15 protein-coding genes are annotated in these 19,706 nt (G+C 73.5%); 12 read left to right on the forward strand and 3 right to left on the reverse strand.

Translation table 11 applies throughout. The annotated features are described in order from the left end of the window. The first annotated feature begins 34 nt into the window (after nucleotides 1-34). From AFM16_RS15560 to AFM16_RS15590, 7 genes are all read left to right on the forward strand, one after another. Nucleotides 35-1,315: a carbohydrate ABC transporter permease gene (locus AFM16_RS15560; protein WP_107419090.1), complete on the forward strand. Its 1,281-nt coding sequence runs from the start codon at nucleotides 35-37 to the stop codon at nucleotides 1,313-1,315. Further along, a complete protein-coding gene (locus tag AFM16_RS15565) occupies nucleotides 1,312-2,154 on the forward strand; it encodes a carbohydrate ABC transporter permease (RefSeq protein WP_078633662.1) in 843 nt (280 codons plus the stop codon). Before AFM16_RS15560 ends, AFM16_RS15565 begins: the two co-directional genes overlap by 4 nt. A 175-nt stretch (nucleotides 2,155-2,329) precedes the next feature. Continuing rightward, on the forward strand, nucleotides 2,330-4,588 hold the full coding sequence (locus AFM16_RS15570) for a bifunctional glycosyltransferase/CDP-glycerol:glycerophosphate glycerophosphotransferase (protein WP_078633663.1): 2,259 nt from the start codon (nucleotides 2,330-2,332) through the stop codon (nucleotides 4,586-4,588). A gap of 109 nt (nucleotides 4,589-4,697) precedes the next feature. After that, complete coding sequence (locus AFM16_RS15575) at nucleotides 4,698-6,902, forward strand: bifunctional glycosyltransferase/CDP-glycerol:glycerophosphate glycerophosphotransferase (protein ID WP_078633664.1); 2,205 nt, start codon at nucleotides 4,698-4,700, stop codon at nucleotides 6,900-6,902. An 8-nt stretch (nucleotides 6,903-6,910) separates the two neighbouring features. Beyond that, on the forward strand, nucleotides 6,911-9,127 hold the full coding sequence (locus AFM16_RS15580) for a bifunctional glycosyltransferase/CDP-glycerol:glycerophosphate glycerophosphotransferase (protein WP_078633665.1): 2,217 nt from the start codon (nucleotides 6,911-6,913) through the stop codon (nucleotides 9,125-9,127). Then, nucleotides 9,124-10,452 carry a hypothetical protein gene (locus AFM16_RS15585; protein WP_078633666.1) on the forward strand — a complete coding sequence of 443 codons (1,329 nt, stop codon included), beginning with the start codon at nucleotides 9,124-9,126 and terminating at the stop codon, nucleotides 10,450-10,452. Before AFM16_RS15580 ends, AFM16_RS15585 begins: the two co-directional genes overlap by 4 nt. Before the next feature lie 97 nt (nucleotides 10,453-10,549). Continuing rightward, nucleotides 10,550-12,106: a hypothetical protein gene (locus AFM16_RS15590; protein WP_078633667.1), complete on the forward strand. Its 1,557-nt coding sequence runs from the start codon at nucleotides 10,550-10,552 to the stop codon at nucleotides 12,104-12,106. Nucleotides 12,107-12,200: 94 nt separating this feature from the next. On the opposite strand, the gene AFM16_RS15595 is transcribed toward AFM16_RS15590, so the two are convergent. Further along, entirely contained in the window at nucleotides 12,201-12,614 is a 414-nt protein-coding gene (locus AFM16_RS15595) for an organic hydroperoxide resistance protein (protein WP_030780462.1), read from the reverse strand. Nucleotides 12,615-12,754: 140 nt separating this feature from the next. Between AFM16_RS15595 and AFM16_RS15600 the strand changes: the two genes are divergently transcribed. Beyond that, nucleotides 12,755-13,282, forward strand: coding sequence for a MarR family winged helix-turn-helix transcriptional regulator (locus AFM16_RS15600; RefSeq protein WP_030780464.1), 528 nt, complete (start codon nucleotides 12,755-12,757; stop codon nucleotides 13,280-13,282). Here AFM16_RS15600 and AFM16_RS15605 read toward each other — a convergent pair. Beyond that, nucleotides 13,218-14,876, reverse strand: a complete 1,659-nt coding sequence (locus AFM16_RS15605; protein WP_306293473.1) for a glycosyltransferase family protein — start codon at nucleotides 14,874-14,876, stop codon at nucleotides 13,218-13,220. The genes AFM16_RS15600 and AFM16_RS15605 overlap by 65 nt on opposite strands. A gap of 222 nt (nucleotides 14,877-15,098) precedes the next feature. On the opposite strand from AFM16_RS15605, the gene galE reads away from it, so the two are divergent. Next, entirely contained in the window at nucleotides 15,099-16,082 is a 984-nt protein-coding gene (galE, locus tag AFM16_RS15610) for a UDP-glucose 4-epimerase GalE (protein WP_030780468.1), read from the forward strand. 40 nt (nucleotides 16,083-16,122) lie between these two features. Beyond that, a complete protein-coding gene (locus tag AFM16_RS15615; RefSeq protein WP_370628037.1) occupies nucleotides 16,123-17,100 on the forward strand; it encodes an ADP-ribosylglycohydrolase family protein in 978 nt (325 codons plus the stop codon). Between the two features lie 3 nt (nucleotides 17,101-17,103). On the opposite strand, the gene AFM16_RS15620 is transcribed toward AFM16_RS15615, so the two are convergent. Continuing rightward, nucleotides 17,104-17,751 carry a TetR/AcrR family transcriptional regulator gene (locus AFM16_RS15620; protein WP_078633668.1) on the reverse strand — a complete coding sequence of 216 codons (648 nt, stop codon included), beginning with the start codon at nucleotides 17,749-17,751 and terminating at the stop codon, nucleotides 17,104-17,106. Between the two features lie 140 nt (nucleotides 17,752-17,891). Between AFM16_RS15620 and AFM16_RS15625 the strand changes: the two genes are divergently transcribed. Together AFM16_RS15625 and AFM16_RS15630 are read left to right on the forward strand one after the other, a co-directional pair. Then, the gene (locus tag AFM16_RS15625; protein WP_030780475.1) at nucleotides 17,892-18,809 is read left to right on the forward strand and encodes an ABC transporter permease; all 918 of its coding nucleotides are present in this window, start codon (nucleotides 17,892-17,894) and stop codon (nucleotides 18,807-18,809) included. Beyond that, nucleotides 18,802-19,650 carry an ABC transporter ATP-binding protein gene (locus tag AFM16_RS15630; protein ID WP_030780476.1) on the forward strand — a complete coding sequence of 283 codons (849 nt, stop codon included), beginning with the start codon at nucleotides 18,802-18,804 and terminating at the stop codon, nucleotides 19,648-19,650. Before AFM16_RS15625 ends, AFM16_RS15630 begins: the two co-directional genes overlap by 8 nt. Nucleotides 19,651-19,706: the final 56 nt, after the last annotated feature.

Below are 19,706 nucleotides of genomic sequence, written 5' to 3' on the forward strand. Positions count from 1 at the left end.
CCCCTCACAACCCTCACGCCGCTCGCGCAGGAGCGTGACCGGTACCCGCAGGAGCGTGGCGGCGCTGTTCCTGCTGCCCGCCCTGGTGCTGCTGGGCGCGCTGGTGGTCTACCCGATCGGGTACTCGGTCGCGCGCAGCTTCTACGACCAGTCCGGCGACGGCTTCGCGGGCGTCGACAACTACCGGGCCCTGTTCACCGACGACGGCATCCGCACCGCGCTCGGGAACAACGTGATCTGGGTGGTGTTCGCGCCGACGGTCGCGACGGCACTCGGGCTGATCTTCGCCGTGCTCACCGAACGGGTGCGCTGGGGAACGGCGTTCAAGCTGGTCGTCTTCATGCCGATGGCGATCTCCATGCTGGCCGCCGGGATCATCTTCCGGCTGGTGTACGACCAGGACCCGGACAAGGGCGTCGCCAACGCGGTGTGGGTGGGCGTGCACGACACGTTCGCCGCGTCGTCGGCGTTCCCGAAGGCGCACCCCGGCCGGGACTCGCCGCTGGTGGCCGAAGGGGGCGGGTTCGTGACCCGGGAGGCGGTCCGCGCCGGTGATCCGGTGGCGCTGCCGCTGGTCGGGGTCGCCCCGGACGTGATGCCGGACGGCGCGAAACGAGCCGTCGCCGCCGCGGCCGAGCCGGGGAAGGTCACCGGCACCACCTGGCAGGACTTCACCCGCGGCAAGGGCGTCGGCACCCCGGGCGCCCCCGACCCGTCCGAACTCGGCTACCCGGGCATGCGGATCGAGGCGGTCAGGGACGGGAAGGTGGTGGCGTCCACCGAGGCCGCCGCCGACGGCACCTTCACCCTGCCCGCGGCGGCCGACGGGGCACGGCTGCGGCTGCCCGCGGGGAACTTCGCGGAGCCGTACAACGGCCTGGACTGGCTCGGCCCGTCCCTGGTCACCCCGGCGATCATCGGCTCGTACATCTGGATGTGGGCCGGGTTCGCGATGGTACTGATCGCGGCGGGGCTGGCCGGGATGCCGCGCGAACTGCTGGAGGCGGCGCGGGTGGACGGGGCGAACGAGTGGCAGGTGTTCCGCAGGGTCACGGTGCCGCTGCTCGCGCCGGTGCTCGCGGTGGTCGCCGTCACCCTGATGATCAATGTGCTGAAGGTCTTCGACCTGGTGTTCATCATCGCGCCCGGCTCCTCGCAGGACGACGCGAACGTGCTCGCGCTGGAGCTGTACCGCAAGGGCTTCTCGGAGGGCCGTCCCGGCGTGGCGAGCGCGATCGCGGTGTTCCTGCTGCTGCTGGTGATCCCGGTGATGTGGTTCAACGTGCGCAGGCTGCGGCGGGAGGTGCGGCGATGAGGGCGTGGCTGACCGCCAGGGTCAACGGCGGTCTGGTGCGGGTGTTCCTGGTCGTCGTCGGCCTGTTCTGGCTGGTGCCGACGGTCGGTCTGCTGGTCTCCTCGCTGCGCTCCCCCGAGGACATGGGTGCGAGCGGCTGGTGGACGGTGTTCGAGGAGCCCTCACGGCTCACGGTGGACAACTACCGCAGGCTCCTGGAGAACGGCGACATCACCGACTCCCTGCTCAACACGGTGGCGATCACCGTGCCGGCGACGGTGCTGGTGGTCGTCGTGGGCGCGCTCGCCGGGTACGCGTTCGCGTGGATGGAGTTCCCGGGCCGGGACTGGTGGTTCCTCGCGGTGGTGGGGCTCCTGGTGGTGCCGGTACAGGTGGCGCTCATCCCGATCGCCGAACTCTTCGGCGACCTCGGCCTGTTCGGCTCCACGCTGGGCGTGGTGCTGTTCCACGTCGGCTTCGGGCTGCCGTTCGCGGTGTTCCTGCTGCGGAACTTCTTCGCGGAGATCCCGCGCGAACTGCTGGAGGCGGCCCGGCTTGACGGGGCGGGCGAACTGCGGCTGTTCTTCCGGGTGGTGCTGCCGCTGGGCGGCCCGGCCATCGCCAGCCTGGGCATCTTCCAGTTCCTGTGGGTGTGGAACGACATGCTGGTGGCGCTGGTGTTCAGCGACGCGGGCAGCCAGCCGATCACGGTCGCGCTCCAGACGCAGGTCCGCCAGTTCGGCAACAACATCGACGTGCTGGCGCCGGGCGCGTTCCTGTCGATGGTGATCCCGCTGGCCGTGTTCTTCGCGTTCCAGCGGCAGTTCGTGTCGGGGGTGATGGCCGGAGCGGTCAAGTGAGCGGTCGAGTGAGCGGTCGAGTGAGCGGAGAACAACGAGCCGTGGGGCGGGCCGGACACCGGCCCGTCCAGCCGCGTTCACCACAGGTCCCCCGAATGCCGTACGAACCGTAACCAAGTCACTCCATCGGCCGTTCCCGGGCAAGGCCCTGCCCGTGCCGACCCATGGATGTCCCTTGCCCAGGTTCAGTGTCATCGTCCCCGTGTACAAGGTTCAGGCGTATCTGCACGAGTGCCTCGCGTCGGTGCTGGCACAGTCCTACGACGATCTCGAACTGATCGCGGTCGACGACTGCTCGCCGGACGGCTGCGGCGAGATCATCGACGAGTTCGCCGCCCTGGACCCCCGGGTGACGGCCGTACGGCTGCCGGAGAACGTGGGGCTCGGCCGGGCGCGCAACGCGGGCATCGACCGGGCGAGCGGCGACTACCTGGTGTTCCTGGACTCCGACGACACCCTCACCCCGGGCGCGCTGCGGGCGATGGCGGACCGGCTGAAGGAGTCCGGCGACCCGGACGTCCTGGTCTACGACTACGCGCGCACCTACTGGGACGGCCGGGCCGAGCGCAACAAGGTGGCCGCGCTGCTGACCGAGCAGGGCCCGGTGCCGTTCCGGCTGGAGGACCGCCCGGGGCTGCTGGGGGTGCTGATGGTGGCCTGGAACAAGGCGGTGCGGCGGGAGTTCGCCGAGCGCGCCGGGCTGCGGTTCCCGCCGGGCTACTACGAGGACACCCCGTGGACGTATCCGGTGCTGATGGCCGCCGGGTCGATCGCCACCCTGGACCGGGTGTGCGTGCACTACCGGCAGCGCCGCCGGGGCAGCATCCTGTCGACCACCAGCCGCCGGCACTTCGACGTCTTCGACCAGTACGACCGGGTCTTCGCGTTCGTCGGGGAGCGGCCCGCGCTGGCCCGCTGGCGGCCGGTGCTGTTCCAGCGCATGGTCGACCACTTCACGACGATCCTCGCCAAGCGGGACCGGCTGCCGCGCGCCGCGCGCGCCGAGTTCCTGCGCCGCGCCCGCGCCCACTACCGGCGCCACCGCGCGCCCGGCGCGCACATCCCGCGCCGTGCCCGGCTGCGGCACGCGCTGGTCCGGCTGGGCCTGCACCGCACCTACCGGGCCCTCCAGACGGGCATGACGCTGCGCCGCCGGGCCCTGAAGCTCGGGGCGAAGCTGCGGCGCGCGCTGCGGGCGGCGCTGCTCCAGGCGCACTACCGGGTCCAGCTCCGGCTGCCGCTGCGCGCCGACCGCGCGGTGTTCTCGGCGTACTGGGGGCGCGGGCACGGCTGCAACCCGGGGGCGCTGGAGGCCGCGTTCCGGGTCTTCGCGCCGCAGGTGCGCACGGCCTGGGTCGCGGACCCCGAGCACCACGACAGCGTGCCGCCGGGCCCGCGGCGGCTGGCCCCCGGCACGGCCGCCTACTGGACGGCGCTGGCCCGCTCCAAGTACCTGGTCAACAACGTCAACTTCGACCGGCGGCTGGTCAAGCGGCGCGGGCAGATCCTGGTGCAGACCCAGCACGGCACGCCCCTGAAGCGGATGGGCCTGGACCTCCAGGAGTACCCGGCGGCCGCGCGCGGCACGGACTTCGCCGAGTTGCTGCGCGGTGTCGACCAGTGGGACTACGTGCTGTCCGCCAACCGTCACACCACCCTGACCTGGGAGCGCGTCTACCCCGGCGCCTACCGGACGCTGGAGTACGGCTATCCGCGCAACGACGTCTTCCAGCGGGCGACCGCCGCCGACGTGGCCCGGCTGCGGGAGTCCCTCGGCATCCCCCGCGACACCGTCGCGATCCTGTACGCGCCGACCCACCGCGACTACCGCCGCACCCAGCGGGCCGCCCTGGACCTGGAGCGGGTGCTGCGCAAGCTGGGCCCGCGGTTCGTGGTGCTGGCGCGCGCCCACTACTGGCAGGGCGCCCCGCTGGCCCGGCCGGTGCCGGGGGTGATCGACGTCAGCGGCCATCCGAGCGTGGAGTCGCTCGCGCTCGCCTCGGACGCGCTGGTCACCGACTACTCGTCGATCATGTTCGACTACGCCAACCTGGACCGCCCGATCGTCATCCACCGTGACGACCGGGAGGCGTACGAGGCGGCCCGCGGCACCTGCTTCGACCTGGCGTCCTGCCCGCCGGGCGTGATGGTGCGCACCGAGGACGAACTGATCGACGTGTTCGCCACCGGGCACTGGCAGGGCTCGCTCTCGGCCCGGCTGCGCACGGTGTTCCGTGAGCGGTTCTGCCCCTGGGACGACGGGCGGGCCGCCGAGCGGGTGGTGCGCCGGGTGGTGCTGGGCGAGACCGAACCGCCCGCGGTGGTGCCCCTGGCCGAGCGGCGCCCGGTGCCGTCGGCGGCGGGCCCCGGCCGCTCGCCCGTCACCACGGTCCCGCAGCCTTCCGGCTCGTTCCCCGTCACCGACAGCCTCTGAACGCCGTTTGCCCTACCGGGAGTTGTCCCCCGCCGGTGAACAGCGGCGGTACGGGCCGCGAGCACCGGCCGTGAGCACCGGTCATGAGCACAGACAGAGAAAGAGCAGTATGCCCCGCTTCAGCATCATCGTCCCGTCCCATGGGGTCGCGGGCCGGCTGTCCCTGGCGCTGGACTCCGTCCTCGCCCAGTCCTTCGGCGACTTCGAGCTGATCCCGGTCACCGACGCGCCCGGCGCCCCGGCCGCCGCCGTGGCCGCCGGGTACGTCGGCCGGGACGCGCGGGTCCGGCCCGTGCACTCGCCGCCGTCGGCGGGCCTGGCCGGGGCGCGCACCACCGGCCTGCGGGCGGCGACCGGCGCCTACCTGCTGTTCCTCGACGGCGACGATCTGCTCGCACCGGGCGCCCTGACCGCCCTGGACGCCCGGCTGACCGCCACCGGCGACGTGGACGTGCTGCACTTCGAGCACGAGCGCGTCCCGTGGTGGGAGGGCGAGCCCACCAACCCCGCCGCCCCGCTGCTGGCGAGGGCGCCGAAGGGCGCGTTCTCCCCGCTGGAGGCGCCGGAACTGACCGGCGTCCAGCTTCCCGCCTGGAGCGCCGCCTACCGCCGCGCCTTCCTCGCCGAGCACGAACTGACCTTCCCCGACGGCCACTTCACCGACCTGGGCTTTAGCGGTCTGGCCGCCCTGCATGCCTCCCGGGTCACGGTGGCGCGCACGGTCGTCGTACGGCATCTGCTGCGGCGGCAGGGCGGCCGGCTGAACCGGCCCGGCGTGCACCACGCCGAACTCCTGGACAGAGTCGAGGAGTTGATGGGGCGGGCGGCCGAACGGGAGCTGTCCGCCGCCCGGTCGGGGGCGCTGTTCGAGCAGCTCTTCGCCCTCGTCCTGAAGACGGCCGCGCATCCGGCCCGGCTGCCGGGGCGGACGCGGCGGGCGTTCTTCCGGCGGGCGGCCCGGCTGTACCGCACGCACCGCCCGGCGGGTTTCCGCAGGCCGGGCGGGAGTCTCGGGGTGCAGCACCGGCTGCTCGCGGCGGGCGCGTACACGGCGTTCCGGGCGCTGCGCGGCGCCAACCGGGCGGCGTCGGCGGCCGTCGAGCGGATCCCGCGCCCCCGGGGACTGCGCACCCGGCTGTACTACCGGCGCCAACTGCGCCGCCCGCTGGACCCGTCGCTCGCCGTGTTCTGCGCCTACTGGGGCCGCGGCTACGCGTGCAGCCCGGCGGCGATCCACGCCAGGGCCGCCGAACTCGCCCCGCACATCCGGTCGGTGTTCCTCGTCGAGCCCGGCCAGGAGCGCACCCTGCCGGACGGTGTCGACCACGCCGTGATCGGCAGCCGCCGCGCCTGGCAGGTTCTGGCCCGCGCCACGTATCTGGTCAACAACGCCAACTTCGCGGAGGGCGTGGTGAAGCGGGAGGGCAGTGTGCATGTGCAGACCCAGCACGGCACCCCGCTGAAGAAGATGGGCGTGGACCAGTCGACGTACCCGGTGGTGGCCGCCGCGACCGGCTCCTTCACCAAACTCCTGGGCCGCGTGGACCGGTGGGACTACAACCTGTCCTCCAACACCCACTCCACCCAGATGTGGGAGCGCGCCTTCCCCGGCCGCTACGAGCATCTGGAGTACGGCTATCCGCGCAACGACGTCTTCTACACGGCGACCGCCGACGACGTGGCCCGGATCCGGCAGGAGCTGGGCGTGCCCGAGGGGAAGACGGCGGTGCTGTACGCGCCGACCCACCGCGACTGGGCGACCGGCTTCGAGACCGGCCTCGACCTGGACGCCTTCTGCGAGGCGGCCGGCGAGGACGTCGTCGTCCTGCTGCGGGCGCACTACTTCTACGACCGGGGAACCCGGCGCGGCAGCGGCCGGATCATCGACGTCACCGCGCACCGCTCCTCCGAGGACGTCTGTCTGGCCGCCGACGCGCTGATCACCGACTACTCGTCGATCATGTTCGACTACGCCAACCTGGACCGCCCGATCGTGGTGTACGCCGACGACTGGGACGTCTACACCGAGACCCGCGGCGTGTACTTCGACCTGATGGCCGCCCCGCCGGGCCCGGTCGCCCGCACCCCCGGGGAGCTGGCGCGGATCTTCGCCGACGGCTCATGGGCCGCGGCCGCCTCCCGGGAGCTGCGGGCCGCGTTCCGTGAGCGGTTCTGCCAGTTCGACGACGGGCGGGCCGCCGAGCGCGTGGTGCGCCGGGTGCTGCTCGGCGAACCCCCGGAGGCGCTGCCGCCCGTGCGGCCGCTCGCCGAGCGCGTCCCGGCCCCCGCCGCCTCCACCCTCGTAAGGAGCTGAACCCCGCAGTGCCCCGCTTCAGCATCATCGTGCCCTGCTTCAAGGTGCAGGGCTTCCTGCGCGAGTGTCTCGACTCACTCCTCGACCAGTCCTACCGGGACTTCGAGGTGATCGCCGTCGACGACCGCTCGCCCGACGGCTGCGGCGCGATCCTCGACGAGTTCGCGGCCCGCGACGAGCGCGTCCGGGTGCTGCACCTGCCGGAGAACGTCGGCCTCGGCCGGGCCCGCAACGCGGGAATGCCGCTCGCCACCGGCGACTACCTGTTCTTCCTGGACAGCGACGACACGCTCACCCCGGGCGCGCTGCGGGCGATCGCCGACCGGCTGGCCGAGGCCGGCGACCCGGACGTGCTGGTCTTCGACTACGCGCGCACCTACTGGTGGGGCGGCACCCGCCGCAACGCGCTCGCGCACCTGCTGACCGACGTCGGCGCGGACCCGTTCACGGCCGCCGAGCACCCGGAGATCCTCGATCTGCTGATGGTCGTGTGGAACAAGGTCTACCGCCGGGACTTCGTCGAGGAGAACGGCTTCGCCTTCCCGCCGGGCTACTACGAGGACACCCCCTGGACGTTCCCGGTCATGCTGAGCGCGCGGCGGATCGCCACCCTGGACCGGATCTGCCTCAACTACCGCCAGCGCCGGCAGGGCAACATCCTGTCCACCACCAGCCGTAAGCACTTCGACATCCACGACCAGTACGCGCGGGTCTTCGCGTTCGTCGACGACCGCCCCGAACTGGCCGGCTGGCGGCCCTGTCTGCACCGCAAGATGGGCGAGCACTGTCTGGACATCCTCGCCAAGCCGGACCGGCTGCCGCCGTCCGACAAGGGCGAGTTCTTCCGCCGCACGGTCGAGATGTTCCGCGCCCACCGGCCCGCGGGCGAGCCGGTGCCCGCCGAACTGCGGGCGCTGACGGGCGGCTGGGCGGCCTACCGGGTGCGGCGGCGGGCCGGGCGGGCCGGACGCGAACTCGCCCGGCGCGGCGCGCTGCTGCGCGGGGCGGCCGGCGGGCGGGCGCGCCGGGCCGCGGACGCGGTGCACGCGCGCCGGCCGCTGGACCCGCGGCTCGTGGTGTACTCGGCGTTCTCGCACCGGGGCGTGCTCGGCGACCCCGGCGCGATCTACCGCGCGGCCCGGGAGATCGCCCCGGAGCTGCGCGGGGTGTGGGTGGTGCGGGACGAGGAGACGGCCGCGCTGCTCCCGGACGACGTCGAGCACGTCCTGCTCGACTCCCCCGCGTACCGGCGGATCACCGCGCGGGCCGGGTTCTTCGTCAACAACGTCAACTGGCCGGGCTCGCTGGCCAAACGCCCCGGCAGCGTCCACATCCACACCCACCAGGGCACCCCGCTGAAGTACATGGCCGCCGATCTGCTCCAGCGACCCGGCGGCCGGTTCGGCGTGGACGTGCCGCAGATGCTGCGCCGCGCCGACCGCTGGGACCACAGCCTGGTCGCCAACCGGCACTCGGAGCTGGTGTGGGAGCGGGCCTATCCGTGCCATTTCGCGTCGGCGCGCACGGGCAGCCCGCGCAACGACGTCCTGGTGACGGCGGACGCGCGGGCGACGGCGGCGGCGCGCGCCCGGCTGGGCGTCCCGGACGGCCACACCGTGGTGCTGTACGCGCCGACGCGCCGTGAGTACGTGCGGGGCGGGCACGTCGACCGGATCGACCTGGCGCGGCTGGCCGCCGACCTCGGCGAGGGCCACACCCTGGTCGTCCGGCTGCATCCGTCGCTGGCGACCGGGCCCGCGCGCGGGGCGGGCCTGTCGGAGCTGCATCGGCGCGGGGTGCTGATCGACGCCACCGACGCGCCGCACGTCGAGGAGGTGATGCTCGCCTCCGACGTGCTGGTCACCGACTACTCGGCCCTGATGTTCGACTACGCCAACCTGGACCGGCCGATCGTGGTGCACGCCGACGACTGGGAGGCGTACCGGGCCAGCCGGGGCGCCTATTTCGACATCACCGCCGAGCCGCCGGGCCATGTCTCGCGCACCTACCGCGAACTGGCCTGGCTGCTGGCCTCGGGCAGTTGGCGCGACGAGGACTCCACCCGGCTGCGGGCCGCCTTCCGCGAGCGGTTCTGCGCCTACGACGACGGCCGCGCCGCCGAGCGTGTCGTACGGCGGCTGCTGCTGGGCGAGACCGGGGCGGAGGGGGGCGCGGCGGCGGTGCCGGGTCCCGCGACGGCACGCGACCTGCTCACCTCCACATGAGCGGCCTCGCGCGGGTCCGGCCGTCGGGCGCCCTGGCGCGGCCGGGGGCCTGGGTGCTGGTGCTGGCCGCCGTGTTCGCGCTGCTCCAGCTCGCGAACGTGACCGGCCGGGACACCCCGGACACCAAGAACTACCTGTCGTACGCGCTGAGTCTGCGCGGGGACGGCAAGCGGGAGGCGGCGGCCGCGACCATCGACTACGCGTGCGCGGGGAGCGCGGCGATCGCCGCGCGCCGGCAGAGCGTGGACGTGGTGCGCTTCCACCGGGCCGATCCGTCGGCGCGGGTGCTGGCCGAGTGCCGGGCGCGGGAGTGGCGGAACGTGGACGCGCGACTGCGGGCCGGGCAGACCGCCGGGCACACGGTGCCGTTCATGCCGGAGCGGTTCATGCGGATCTTCGAGGCGCGGCCCGGCTATCCGGTGTTCCTGGTGCCGTTCGTCACGCTGTTCGGGGTGACGTGGGGGATGTGGCTGGCCGGGGTCGTGGTGACGGTGGCGGGCGGGGTGCTGGTCTTCCTGACCCTGCGCACCCTGCGCGTGCCGGTCCCGCTGTGTCTGACCGGGCAGGCCCTGTACTTCGCGCTGCCGTGCGGGACGACCGCGATGCGGCCGATGACCGAGGGGCTGATGCTGGCGCTGACCCTGGCCGCGCTGTGGGGGTGCGCGCTGGCGCTGGAGGAGGGGCGGGTGCGGGCGGCGGTGTGGCTGGTGGGCGGTTCGCTGGCCGCGCTGTTCGCCGTCAAGCACTCGCAGGCGCTGTTCCTCGGCCTGTGCCTGGCGGGCGCGGGCGCGCTGGTCGCGCTGTGGCGGCTGCGGCGCGGGCGGGCGGTGGGCCGTGGTCCGGTGGCGGTGGCCGTCGCGGGGTGCTGCGGGGTGCTGGGGACCGTGCTGCTGTCGCGGCTGCTGGGCTATCCGTCGGAGTCCGAGAGCCTCCAGGATCTGCTGACCCATCACTTCGCCCGGCCGGACCGCACGCACGCGTGGCCGGAGTTCTGGCGGCTCCAGATGAACTTCTGGGTCGAGTGGCTGCGCCGGCAGTTGTGGGAGCCGCTGTTCGTGGCGGCGCTGGCGGCCGGGGCGTGGGGGGCGCTCGGGCGGGGGCGGCGGCGGGCCTTCGGGGTGTTCCTGGTGGCGGCCGCGGGCACCGGGATCCTCACCCAGGCGGGGCATCCGGACATCAACATCTGGGGCGGACGGCTGATCGTGCTGGCCTGGCTGCTGCCGGTGCTCGGGGTGCCGCTGCTGCTGGAGCCGGTGCTCCGGGGGCGCGGACCGGTGGTGCTTCCGGCGCAGGACGCGGCCGATCGGGCTCACTCGATGAGGTGACAGACGGCAAGGCCGTTGACGCGGGTGGGACGATACGGCGAATGCTGCCCGTTATGCGCCTTTTTACCCCGTTCGGCTGTTTCCGTGGTGCGGTCCTGTGAGCGCCGGTGTACTGACCCGGCAGGAGGTGCGCGGAGCGACGGCCCTGCGCGGCCGTTCCTGGCGGCCGACCCCGTACCAGGTCTTCGGGTTCCTGTTCTGGCTGGTGATGTCGCTGGCGTACTGGCGGGTGCCGCTGTGCTGCGACGCCGGGCAGCACGCGGCGGTCGTGGAGCGGCTGAAGGACCGTCTGCTCCAGCCGCTGCACCCGATGGCGAACCTGCCGGGCGCGGGCAGCCCCTACTACTCCCCGTACGCGGTGGCCGAGGGCGCGTTCGCCCGGCTGACCGGGCTGACCGGCTGGGAGACGGTCCGGCTCGCCGGCCCGGTGAACCTGCTGGTGCTGCTGACCGGTGTCGGCCGGTTCGTGCGGGTGCTGACGCCCCGCCCGTGGGCGCCGGTGCTGGCGCTGGCCGCGATGACGCTGCTGTGGGGCACCGAGCGGGCCTGGTGGAGCGGCTATCTGGGCCTGATGTCGATGACCGGCAACCTCGGCTATCCGTCGACCTTCGCCATCGGGCTCACCTTCTGGGCGTGGGCCCTGACCGGCGCCCGCGCGCGGGACACCCGCCGGGTGCGGTTCGTGGGCCCGAGCGGACTGCGCGGCTTCACCGGGTTCGCTGGGCTCGGGGTGCTGTACGGGGTGATCCTGCTGGTGCATCCGATCACCGCGGTGGCGGCCCTGACCGGGGGGCTCGCCCTGGTCGTCGGGTGGCAGCGGGGGCGGGGCCGGTGGGCGGCGGTGCTCGGCCGGTGGGCGACGACGGGTGCGGCGGCGCTGCTGGTGGCCTGGTCCTGGCCGTACTTCGACGTGTTCGCCCTGGCCGGGGACGGCAGCATCGACGCGATGCACCGCCGGCTCTACGACGGTCTCGCCGGCCACTTCTGGCTGGCGCTGCTGGGGGTGCCGGCGCTGTGGGCGCGCGCCCGGCGCTCGGCGCGCGACCCCCTGGTGCTGATGTGCGTCCTGGACTGTCTGGTGGTCGGGTACGGCTACGCCAGCGGCCACTACACCTACGGGCGGATCCTGGGGATGTCCCTGATCCCGGCGCAGTTCGCGCTGGCGGTGGAACTGGCGGCGCCCCGGCCCTGGCCGCGGGCCCGCAAGGTGCTGGGGGCGCTGGCGGCGGGCGGGGCGTGTCTGGGCCTGCTGACCGTGCAGGCGGGCGCGGTGGTGCCGCGCTCCCTGGATCCGGTGGGCTTCGAGCAGCCGCCGCGCTGGCCCTCGTACGACTGGGCGGCTCGGCACATCCGGCCGGGCGAGGTGGTGATCACCGACGGGTACTACGCGGTGCACGCGATCGCCGGGTACGGGCCGAACCTCGCGGTTCCGGCCTGGCCGGACGCGGCGCTCGACGAGGGGGAGCGGCTGCGGCGGCTCGCGGAGATCCGCGCCTATCTCGCCCCGGGGTCGACCCGCGCCGCACGGACGGCGATCGCTCGCCGTCACCACATCCGCTGGCTGCTGCTCACGCGCTGGCACCCGGTGCCCGAGGAGGCCGTGGTGGTGGCGTGGAGCCGGCGGACCGGTGAGGTGCTGGCGCGGGTCGGGTGAGACCTCCGCCGAGGCCCCGTGATGGGTTGCCCGATGACGAGGGCTACTCGATGTCGAGGGTTACTCGATGTCGAGGGTTACTCGATGTCGAGGGTTACTCGATGACGAGGTCGACCTCGATGTTGCCGCGGGTGGCGTTGGAGTAGGGGCAGACCTGGTGGGCGGCCTCGACCAGCTTGCGGCCGGTGGCCTCGTCGAGGGTGTCGGGCAGCTCGACGCGGAGCGTCACCTTCAGCCCGAAGCCCTCGCCCTGCTTGCCTATGCCGACCTCGGCGGTCACGGCGGCCTCGCTGACGTCGGCCTTCGCCTGCCGGCCGACCAGACCGAGGGCGCTGCCGAAGCAGGCCGCGTACCCGGCGGCGAAGAGCTGCTCCGGGTTGGTGCCCTGACCGTTGCCGCCCAGCTCCACGGGCATGGCGAGCGCGAGGTCGATCCGGCCGTCGTTGGTGACGGCGCGGCCCTCACGGCCGTGGGTGGCGGTGGCGACCGCGGTGTAGAGCGCGTCCATGGATGAACCATCCCTCTCGGAAGTCGGTTGGGGGGTGGCCGGTCCTCGCGCTGCCGCGTCCGGACCGCCTCACGAGAAAGAGTGAAGCACACAATTCAGTTGTGCACAACTAAATGGCTCGCCGGAGCTATCCTGAGGTCATGACGCCCACGACCCGCCCCGGCACCACCGACCCCCTCACCGCCCTCGGTCCCCCCACCGAGGACTGGCTCCGCCTGGACCGCCAGATCTGCTTCTCCCTGCACGCCGCGTCCCGCGCCTTCAACGGCGTGTACCGCGTGATCCTCAAGGACCTCGGGCTGACCTACCCGCAGTACCTGGTGATGCTGGTGCTGTGGGAGCACGGCGAACTGCCCGTGAAGACCCTCGGCGCGCATCTGCGCCTGGACTCCGGCACGCTCTCGCCGCTGCTCAAGCGGCTGGAGGCGGCCGGTCTCGTGAGCCGGGAGCGCAGCGCCCGCGACGAGCGCTCGGTGGTGATCCGGCCGACCGAGGAGGGCGAGGCGCTGCGCGAGCGGGCGCTCGCGGTGCCGCGCCGGATCGTTTCGGCGACGGGCTTCGACCTGGCGGAGATCGGCGAGCTGCGCGAGCGCCTCGACCGGCTCACCACGGCGCTGGACGGGGCGACGCCGGAGGACGATCCGGTCGGGGAGCCTCGCTGCGGATGACGGCGCGCGCGGGGGCGGACCGCCGGATGTAGAGGCGGAGGGTCACGCCGTCGCGGACGAACTCGCGGCGCGGCTCGTAGGGCACGAACTCCTCGCTCACGACGGTGAGTTTGACCCGCTCGGTCGGGTTGCGCGGAAACCAGGGCGAGCGCAGGGCGTACGGCTCGGCGAGCACCCAGAGCCGGTCCAGCGCGAGCAGCCTGCGGCGCAGCTCACGGGCGCCGGCCTCGCGGCCGTACAGGGTGCCCGAGGCCGGTGCGGGCACGCGCAGGGCGATGTCCCGCACGCCCCGGAAGCCCTCCGGGTGCGACAGCGCCGCCCGGCGTCCGATGGAGGGCAGGAACACCAGCGCGTCCCCGGGGCGCAGCTCGCGGGCGGCGAGCGCGGAGACGGCGGCGAGGCTGTCGGGGCGGGTGAGGAGGCTGCGGTCCCGGCGGTGGAGGGGCAGTTGCTGGGTGAACGCGAGGGCGACGGCGAGAGTTCCCGCGAGGGCGGCCGTGGCTCTCGCCGGGGTGCGGGTGCGGGTGCCGGTGCCGGTGCGGGTGCGGGTACGGGCACGGTTCGGGAGGGCCCCCGTCGCCGCCGTCAGGAGCCGGTCCGCCCCGGCCGCGACCAGCAGCGGCGCCCCCGCCAGGGCGTACAGCACGTACCGGTCGTCGTACATCGGACGGACCTGGGAGACGGCGAGCAGGGCGAGCGGCGGGAGGGCCGCCAGGGGCAGGGCCACGGACGCGAGCGACGGCACGCGGCGGGGCCCCGGTGGCGTGGCCTCCGCGCGCGGGAGGCGGCCCGGCAGCAGCGCCACGCACGCGAGTGCCAGGCAGGTCCAGAAGACCGGCCCCGGCTGTCCGAGGAAGGCATGCAGGAGCCGCTCCGCGCTGCCCGTGCCCGGCCGGGGCAGCCAGGCGATCTGTCCGGCCTGGGCGCGGGAGACGAGGGCGAGCGGGATCAGTGCCGTCACGGCGGCCCCGGCGGCGCCCGCCCAGCCCCGCCGGACGCGCCACGGCGCCCGCGCGTGGGCGAGCGTCACGGCGTGCGCGAGCAGCGCGAGCACGGCCAACTCGTGCAGCAGACAGGTGAGGGTGACGACGGCTCCGTACGGCCACCAGGAGCGCCGCCCGGCCGACGCGCGGACGAGCAGCAGGGTCGCGCCGGTGACGCCGGCGGCGACCAGGGCGTAGGAGCGGCCCTCCTGCGCGTAGTGGCCGGCCAAGGGTGTCGCCGCGTAGAGCAGTCCGGCCCACAGGCCGACCCGGGGGCGGGCGAGCCGGACGCCGAGGGCCGCGATCAGGCCGGCGGTGGCGGCGGCCGCGCAGACGGACGGCAGGCGCAGGGCGACCTCGTCGGCGCGCAGGGCGAGGACCGGGTGCATGAGGAGGTAGTACAGGCCGTGCACCGCGTCGACGCCGTGCAGCAGCCGCCAGATCTGCGGGACCGAGCGCCGCGCGACCTGCACGGTCACGGCCTCGTCCCGCCAGGTCCCGCCCCGGTCCAGCCCCCACAGACCGAGCGCGAGCATGACGACGACGGGGAGGGCGACGGGGACGGCGACGGCGAGGCGGGGGGTCAGGGCGTGCGGGCGCGGAGGGAGCACAGGGACGATTTTGTGGGCCTGTGCGGCCGTACGCGGTGATTGACGGCGGCGTCGATGTCGGAGCCGATGCCGGAGTTGTCCACAGGCCCTGCGGGAGGGCGCGGCGCCTGCTTCACTGTGAGTCGACTCCATTGCGGGGATTGTCCGCCGACGGGCGATGACGGGCGATCACTGCCGAAACGCACCATCACGGCCGACGGGCGACGAGGGGGAGGTCACGGGATGACCTGGCTGATCACGGGCGGTGCCGGCTACATCGGGGCGCATGTCGTGCGGGCGATGACCGAGGCGGGCGAGCGGACCGTCGTCTACGACGACCTGTCCACGGGCATCGCCGAGCGCGTCCCGGCCGATGTGCCGCTGGTGCGGGGCTCCACCCTGGACCGGGAGCGGGTGGCGCGCACGCTCGCCGAGCACGCGGTGACCGGGGTGGTCCATCTGGCGGCGAAGAAGCAGATCGGCGAGTCGGTGCAGCGGCCCCTGCACTACTACCGGGAGAACGTGGAGGGGCTGAGAGTCCTGCTGGAGGCGGTGACGGAGACCGAGGCGGCGTCGTCCTTCGTGTTCTCCTCCTCCGCCGCGGTGTACGGCATGCCGGACGTGGACCTGGTCACGGAGGAGACGCCGTGCGCGCCGTTGTCGCCCTACGGCGAGACGAAGCTGGCGGGCGAGTGGCTGGTCCGGGCGACCGGCCGGGCGACGGGACTGTCCACGGCCTCCCTGCGGTACTTCAACGTGGCCGGTGCCGCCGCCCCGGAGCTGGCGGACGTCGGCGTGTTCAACCTCGTCCCGATGGTGTTCGAACGGCTCACGCAGAACGCGTCGCCGCGCATCTTCGGCGACGACTATCCGACCCCCGACGGCACCTGCGTCCGGGACTACATCCACGTCGTCGACCTGGCGGAGGCCCACGTGGCCGCCGCGCACGCCCTCCAGACCTCGCCGGGGCACGACCTCACCCTCAACATCGGGCGCGGGGAGGGCGTCTCGGTACGGGAGATGGTCGACCGGGTCAACGCCGTCACCGGCTACGACCGCCCGCCCACGGTCAGCCCCCGCCGCCCCGGCGACGCGGCCCGCGTGGTCGCCGCCGCCGACCGCATCACGACCCGCCTGGGCTGGAAGGCCCGCTACGACGTCCAGGACATGATCACCTCAGCCTGGGAGGGCTGGGTACGCCTCCACCCGGAGGCGGCCCGGGCGTAGAGGTGGCGGTGGCCGTGCGTCCGGCTCGTAGGCTGCCCGGGTGACCGACTCCGAGATCACCGTGGACGGCGGCCCGCCCGGCCCGGCCGTGGACCTGGACCGTGCCGTCGGCTGTGTCGTCGGCTCCGCCGTGGGGGACGCGCTGGGCGCGCCCTTCGAGTTCGGGCCCGAAGGCGCCTTCTCGGCCCGCTTCCCGGCCCCGGGGCACGGCGGCGAGATGTGCGGGGGCGGCGGCTGGGACCCGGGCGAGGCGACCGACGACACGCAGATGGCCGTCCTCGTCGGGGAGTCGCTGCTGGAGTGCGGCGGCCTGGATCCGGCGGACGTCTTCGCGCGGTTCCGGCGCTGGGCGGCGGCCGATCCGAAGGACATCGGCCTCCAGACCGAGGCGGTGCTGACCGGCGGCGACCCCTGGGACACGGCCGCGGCCCTGCACTTCCAGACGTCCCAACGGGCTGCGGGCAACGGCGCGTTGATGCGGGCCGCCACCTCCGCCGTCCGCTTCGCGCCCCACGGCCGCGCCGCCACGCTGGACGCGGGGCGCAGGCTGGCCGCGCTCACCCACGGCGACCGTGCGGCCTGGGAGGGCACGGCCGTCTTCCACGAGCTGGTCAGGACCGCCCTGACCGGCGGCGATCCGCTGGCCGCGGTGCCGGACACGCTCGCCGAGGTCGACCCCGCGCACCGCGCCCGCTACGCGACCGTGCTGGCCCCCGACTGGCATCCCGACCTGGCCACCGAGTTCAACGGCGCGGTCTGGCCGTGCCTGGGCTCCGCCGTCTGGGCACTGCGGACGACGTCCTCCTACGAGGACGCCGTGCGCGCGGCGATCGACCTGGGCGGCGACACGGACACCGTCGCGGCGGTCACCGGCGGCCTCGCCGGGGCGGTGTACGGGGCGGCCGCGGTCCCGCCGCGCTGGACGGCGGTACTGCACGTCCCCCTGCCGGGCTTCGGCGACCGCGTCCTGCGCACGACCGACCTCACCGAGCTGGCGGTCCGGCTGGCGACTGCCTGACCCTCACAGCGCCTTGATCGCCGCCGCCGTCGCGCGGGCCAGGGACGCCAGGTAGCCCTTGGGGAGTTTGGGGCTGCGGATGACGACCGAGCGCCAGTAGAGGGGGCCGGAGATGAGGTCGAGGGCCAGTTCGTCGTCCAGGCCGGTGCGGATCTCGCCGCGTTGTTCGGCCGCCGCCACGATCTTCAGGGCGACGCCCTCCTGGCCCTCCCGCAGCGCCTTCTGGAGCGCCTCGGCGATCTCGGAGTTGCGGGCCGCCTCGGCCTGGAGGTCGGGGATGATCTGCGAGGCCACGGGGTGCCGCAGCGCCCGGGAGGTGACCTCGTACAGCATCCGCAGGTCGCTCTCCAGGGCGCCGGTCTCCGGGGCGGGCAGGCCCTGCACGGCGAGCGCGGAGACCACGTCGAGGACGAGGTGCAGTTTGGAGCGCCAGCGCCGGTACACGGCGGTCTTGCCGACACCCGCGCGCCGGGCGATGCCCTCGATGGACATGCGCGCGTAGCCGACGGCCGCGAGTTCCTCGAACACGGCCGCCCGGATGGCCTCCGTGACGTCCTCGCGGAGCACGGCCGCTCCCGCGGGTGCCCGGCGGCGCGGACGTGCCGGGTTCCCGTCGTCGTTCGTCGTGTTCGTCGTCATGCGGACCAGCATAGGGCGTTACGACGATACGGTTGCGTTCCGACGTCAACTCGGCCTACGCTCGCGTCACGACGATACGGTCCCGTCCCGACGTAAGAGAACGTCAAGAAAAACGTCAAGAGAAGCGTGAGACCCGAGTGAAAGCAGCGGATGTGAGCCAGGTACTCGACACGCCGCCCCCCACCGTGGCCGCTCCCCCGGGCGACCTCGCGGCCCTGGCCGCCCGGCACGGCCTCAGCGTCAGCGGCGCACGCCCCTCCCTGCCCGACTACCTCCGCCGGCTGTGGGCGCGCCGCCACTTCATCACCGCTTTCGCCACCGCCAAGCTCACCTCGCAGTACAGCCAGGCGAAGCTGGGCCAGATCTGGCAGGTGATGACCCCGCTGCTGAACGCGGCGGTGTACTTCCTGATCTTCGGCGTACTCCTCCAGACCAGGAAGGGCGTCCCGGACTACATCCCCTTCCTGGTCACGGGCGTGTTCGTGTGGACGTTCACCCAGAGTTCGATCCTGGCGGGCACCCGGGCGATCTCCGGCAACATCGGCCTGGTGCGCGCCCTGCACTTCCCGCGGGCCGCGCTGCCGATCTCGTACTGCCTCCAGCAGCTCCAGCAACTGCTGTTCTCGATGGCCGCGCTGCTGGTCATCGTGGTCGTCATGGGCGTACCGCCGGCGCTGTCCTGGCTGCTGGCGATCCCGGCCCTGACGCTCCAGTTCGTGTTCAACGCCGGGATGTCGATGATCCTGGCGCGGGCCGGGGCGCAGACCCCGGACATCGCCCAGCTCATGCCGTTCGTGCTGCGTACCTGGATGTACGGGTCCGGCGTGATGTGGAGCCTCGACAAGGTGCTCGCCGGTCACTCCGGCCTGCCGTCGTGGGTGGGGGACGTGCTGCGCGCCAACCCGGCCGCCGTCTACATCGACCTGATGCGCTTCGCGCTCATCGACAGCTTCCACGCCGCGCAGCTCCCGCCGCACGTGTGGGCGCTCGCGACGGGCTGGGCCCTGCTCGCCGGCGTCGGCGGCTTCATCTACTTCTGGAAGGCAGAGGAGACGTACGGCCGTGGCTGACCACATCTTCGACACCCCGCCGCTCACCGAGCGCGCCCCCACCGTCATCGCCGACGGCGTCGACATCGTCTACCGGGTCAACGGCACCGGCGGCGGCCGGGGCAGCGCGACCGCCGCCCTCAACCGCATCCTGCGCCGCAAGCAGACCGAGAAGGCGTCCGGCACCCGCCTGGTGCACGCGGTGCGCAACGTCTCCTTCGTCGCCTACAAGGGCGAGGCGATCGGCCTGATCGGCTCCAACGGCTCCGGCAAGTCGACCCTGCTCAAGGCGGTCGCCGGACTGCTGCCGGTGGAGAACGGCCGTATCTACACCGACGGCCAGCCCTCCCTGCTCGGCGTCAACGCGGCCCTGATGGGCGATCTGACCGGCGAGCGCAACATCTACCTGGGCGGCCTCGCGATGGGCATGACCCGGGAGCAGATCAAGGAACGCCACCAGCAGATCGTCGACTTCTCCGGGATCAACGACAAGGGCGACTTCGTCTCCCTGCCGATGCGCACCTACTCCTCCGGCATGGGCTCGCGGCTGCGGTTCTCCATCGCCGCCGCCAAGGACCACGACGTGCTGCTCATCGACGAGGCCCTCGCCACCGGTGACGCGCAGTTCCGCCGGCGCTCGGCGGACCGTATCCGCGAGATGCGCGCGCAGGCCGGCACCGTCTTCCTGGTCAGCCACAGCAACAGCTCCATCCGCGAGACCTGCGAACGGGTGCTGTGGCTGGAGCGCGGCGAACTGCGGATGGACGGCCCCACCGAGGAGGTCATGGCGGCCTACGAGGCGTTCACCGGCGACCGGAAGCCGAGGAAGAAGCCGGCCCCGAAGCCGAAGACTGCCGTCTGAGCGGCACAGCGGAAGGGCGCCCCCCGAGTGACTCGGGGGGCGCCCTCATGTCCTGG

This window comes from Streptomyces antibioticus (assembly GCF_002019855.1).
GTDB classification, from domain to species: Bacteria; Actinomycetota; Actinomycetes; order Streptomycetales; family Streptomycetaceae; genus Streptomyces; species Streptomyces antibioticus_B.

Coding starts and splice junctions, on each gene's coding strand:
- AFM16_RS15565 (WP_078633662.1), top strand. CDS start 1,312: ATGAGGGCGTGGCTGACCGCCAGGGTCAACGGCGGTCTGGTGCGGGTG.
- AFM16_RS15575 (WP_078633664.1), top strand. CDS start 4,698: ATGCCCCGCTTCAGCATCATCGTCCCGTCCCATGGGGTCGCGGGCCGG.
- AFM16_RS15585 (WP_078633666.1), top strand. CDS start 9,124: ATGAGCGGCCTCGCGCGGGTCCGGCCGTCGGGCGCCCTGGCGCGGCCG.
- AFM16_RS15595 (WP_030780462.1), bottom strand. CDS start 12,614: ATGGACGCGCTCTACACCGCGGTCGCCACCGCCACCCACGGCCGTGAG.
- AFM16_RS15600 (WP_030780464.1), top strand. CDS start 12,755: ATGACGCCCACGACCCGCCCCGGCACCACCGACCCCCTCACCGCCCTC.
- galE (WP_030780468.1), top strand. CDS start 15,099: ATGACCTGGCTGATCACGGGCGGTGCCGGCTACATCGGGGCGCATGTC.
- AFM16_RS15620 (WP_078633668.1), bottom strand. CDS start 17,751: ATGCTGGTCCGCATGACGACGAACACGACGAACGACGACGGGAACCCG.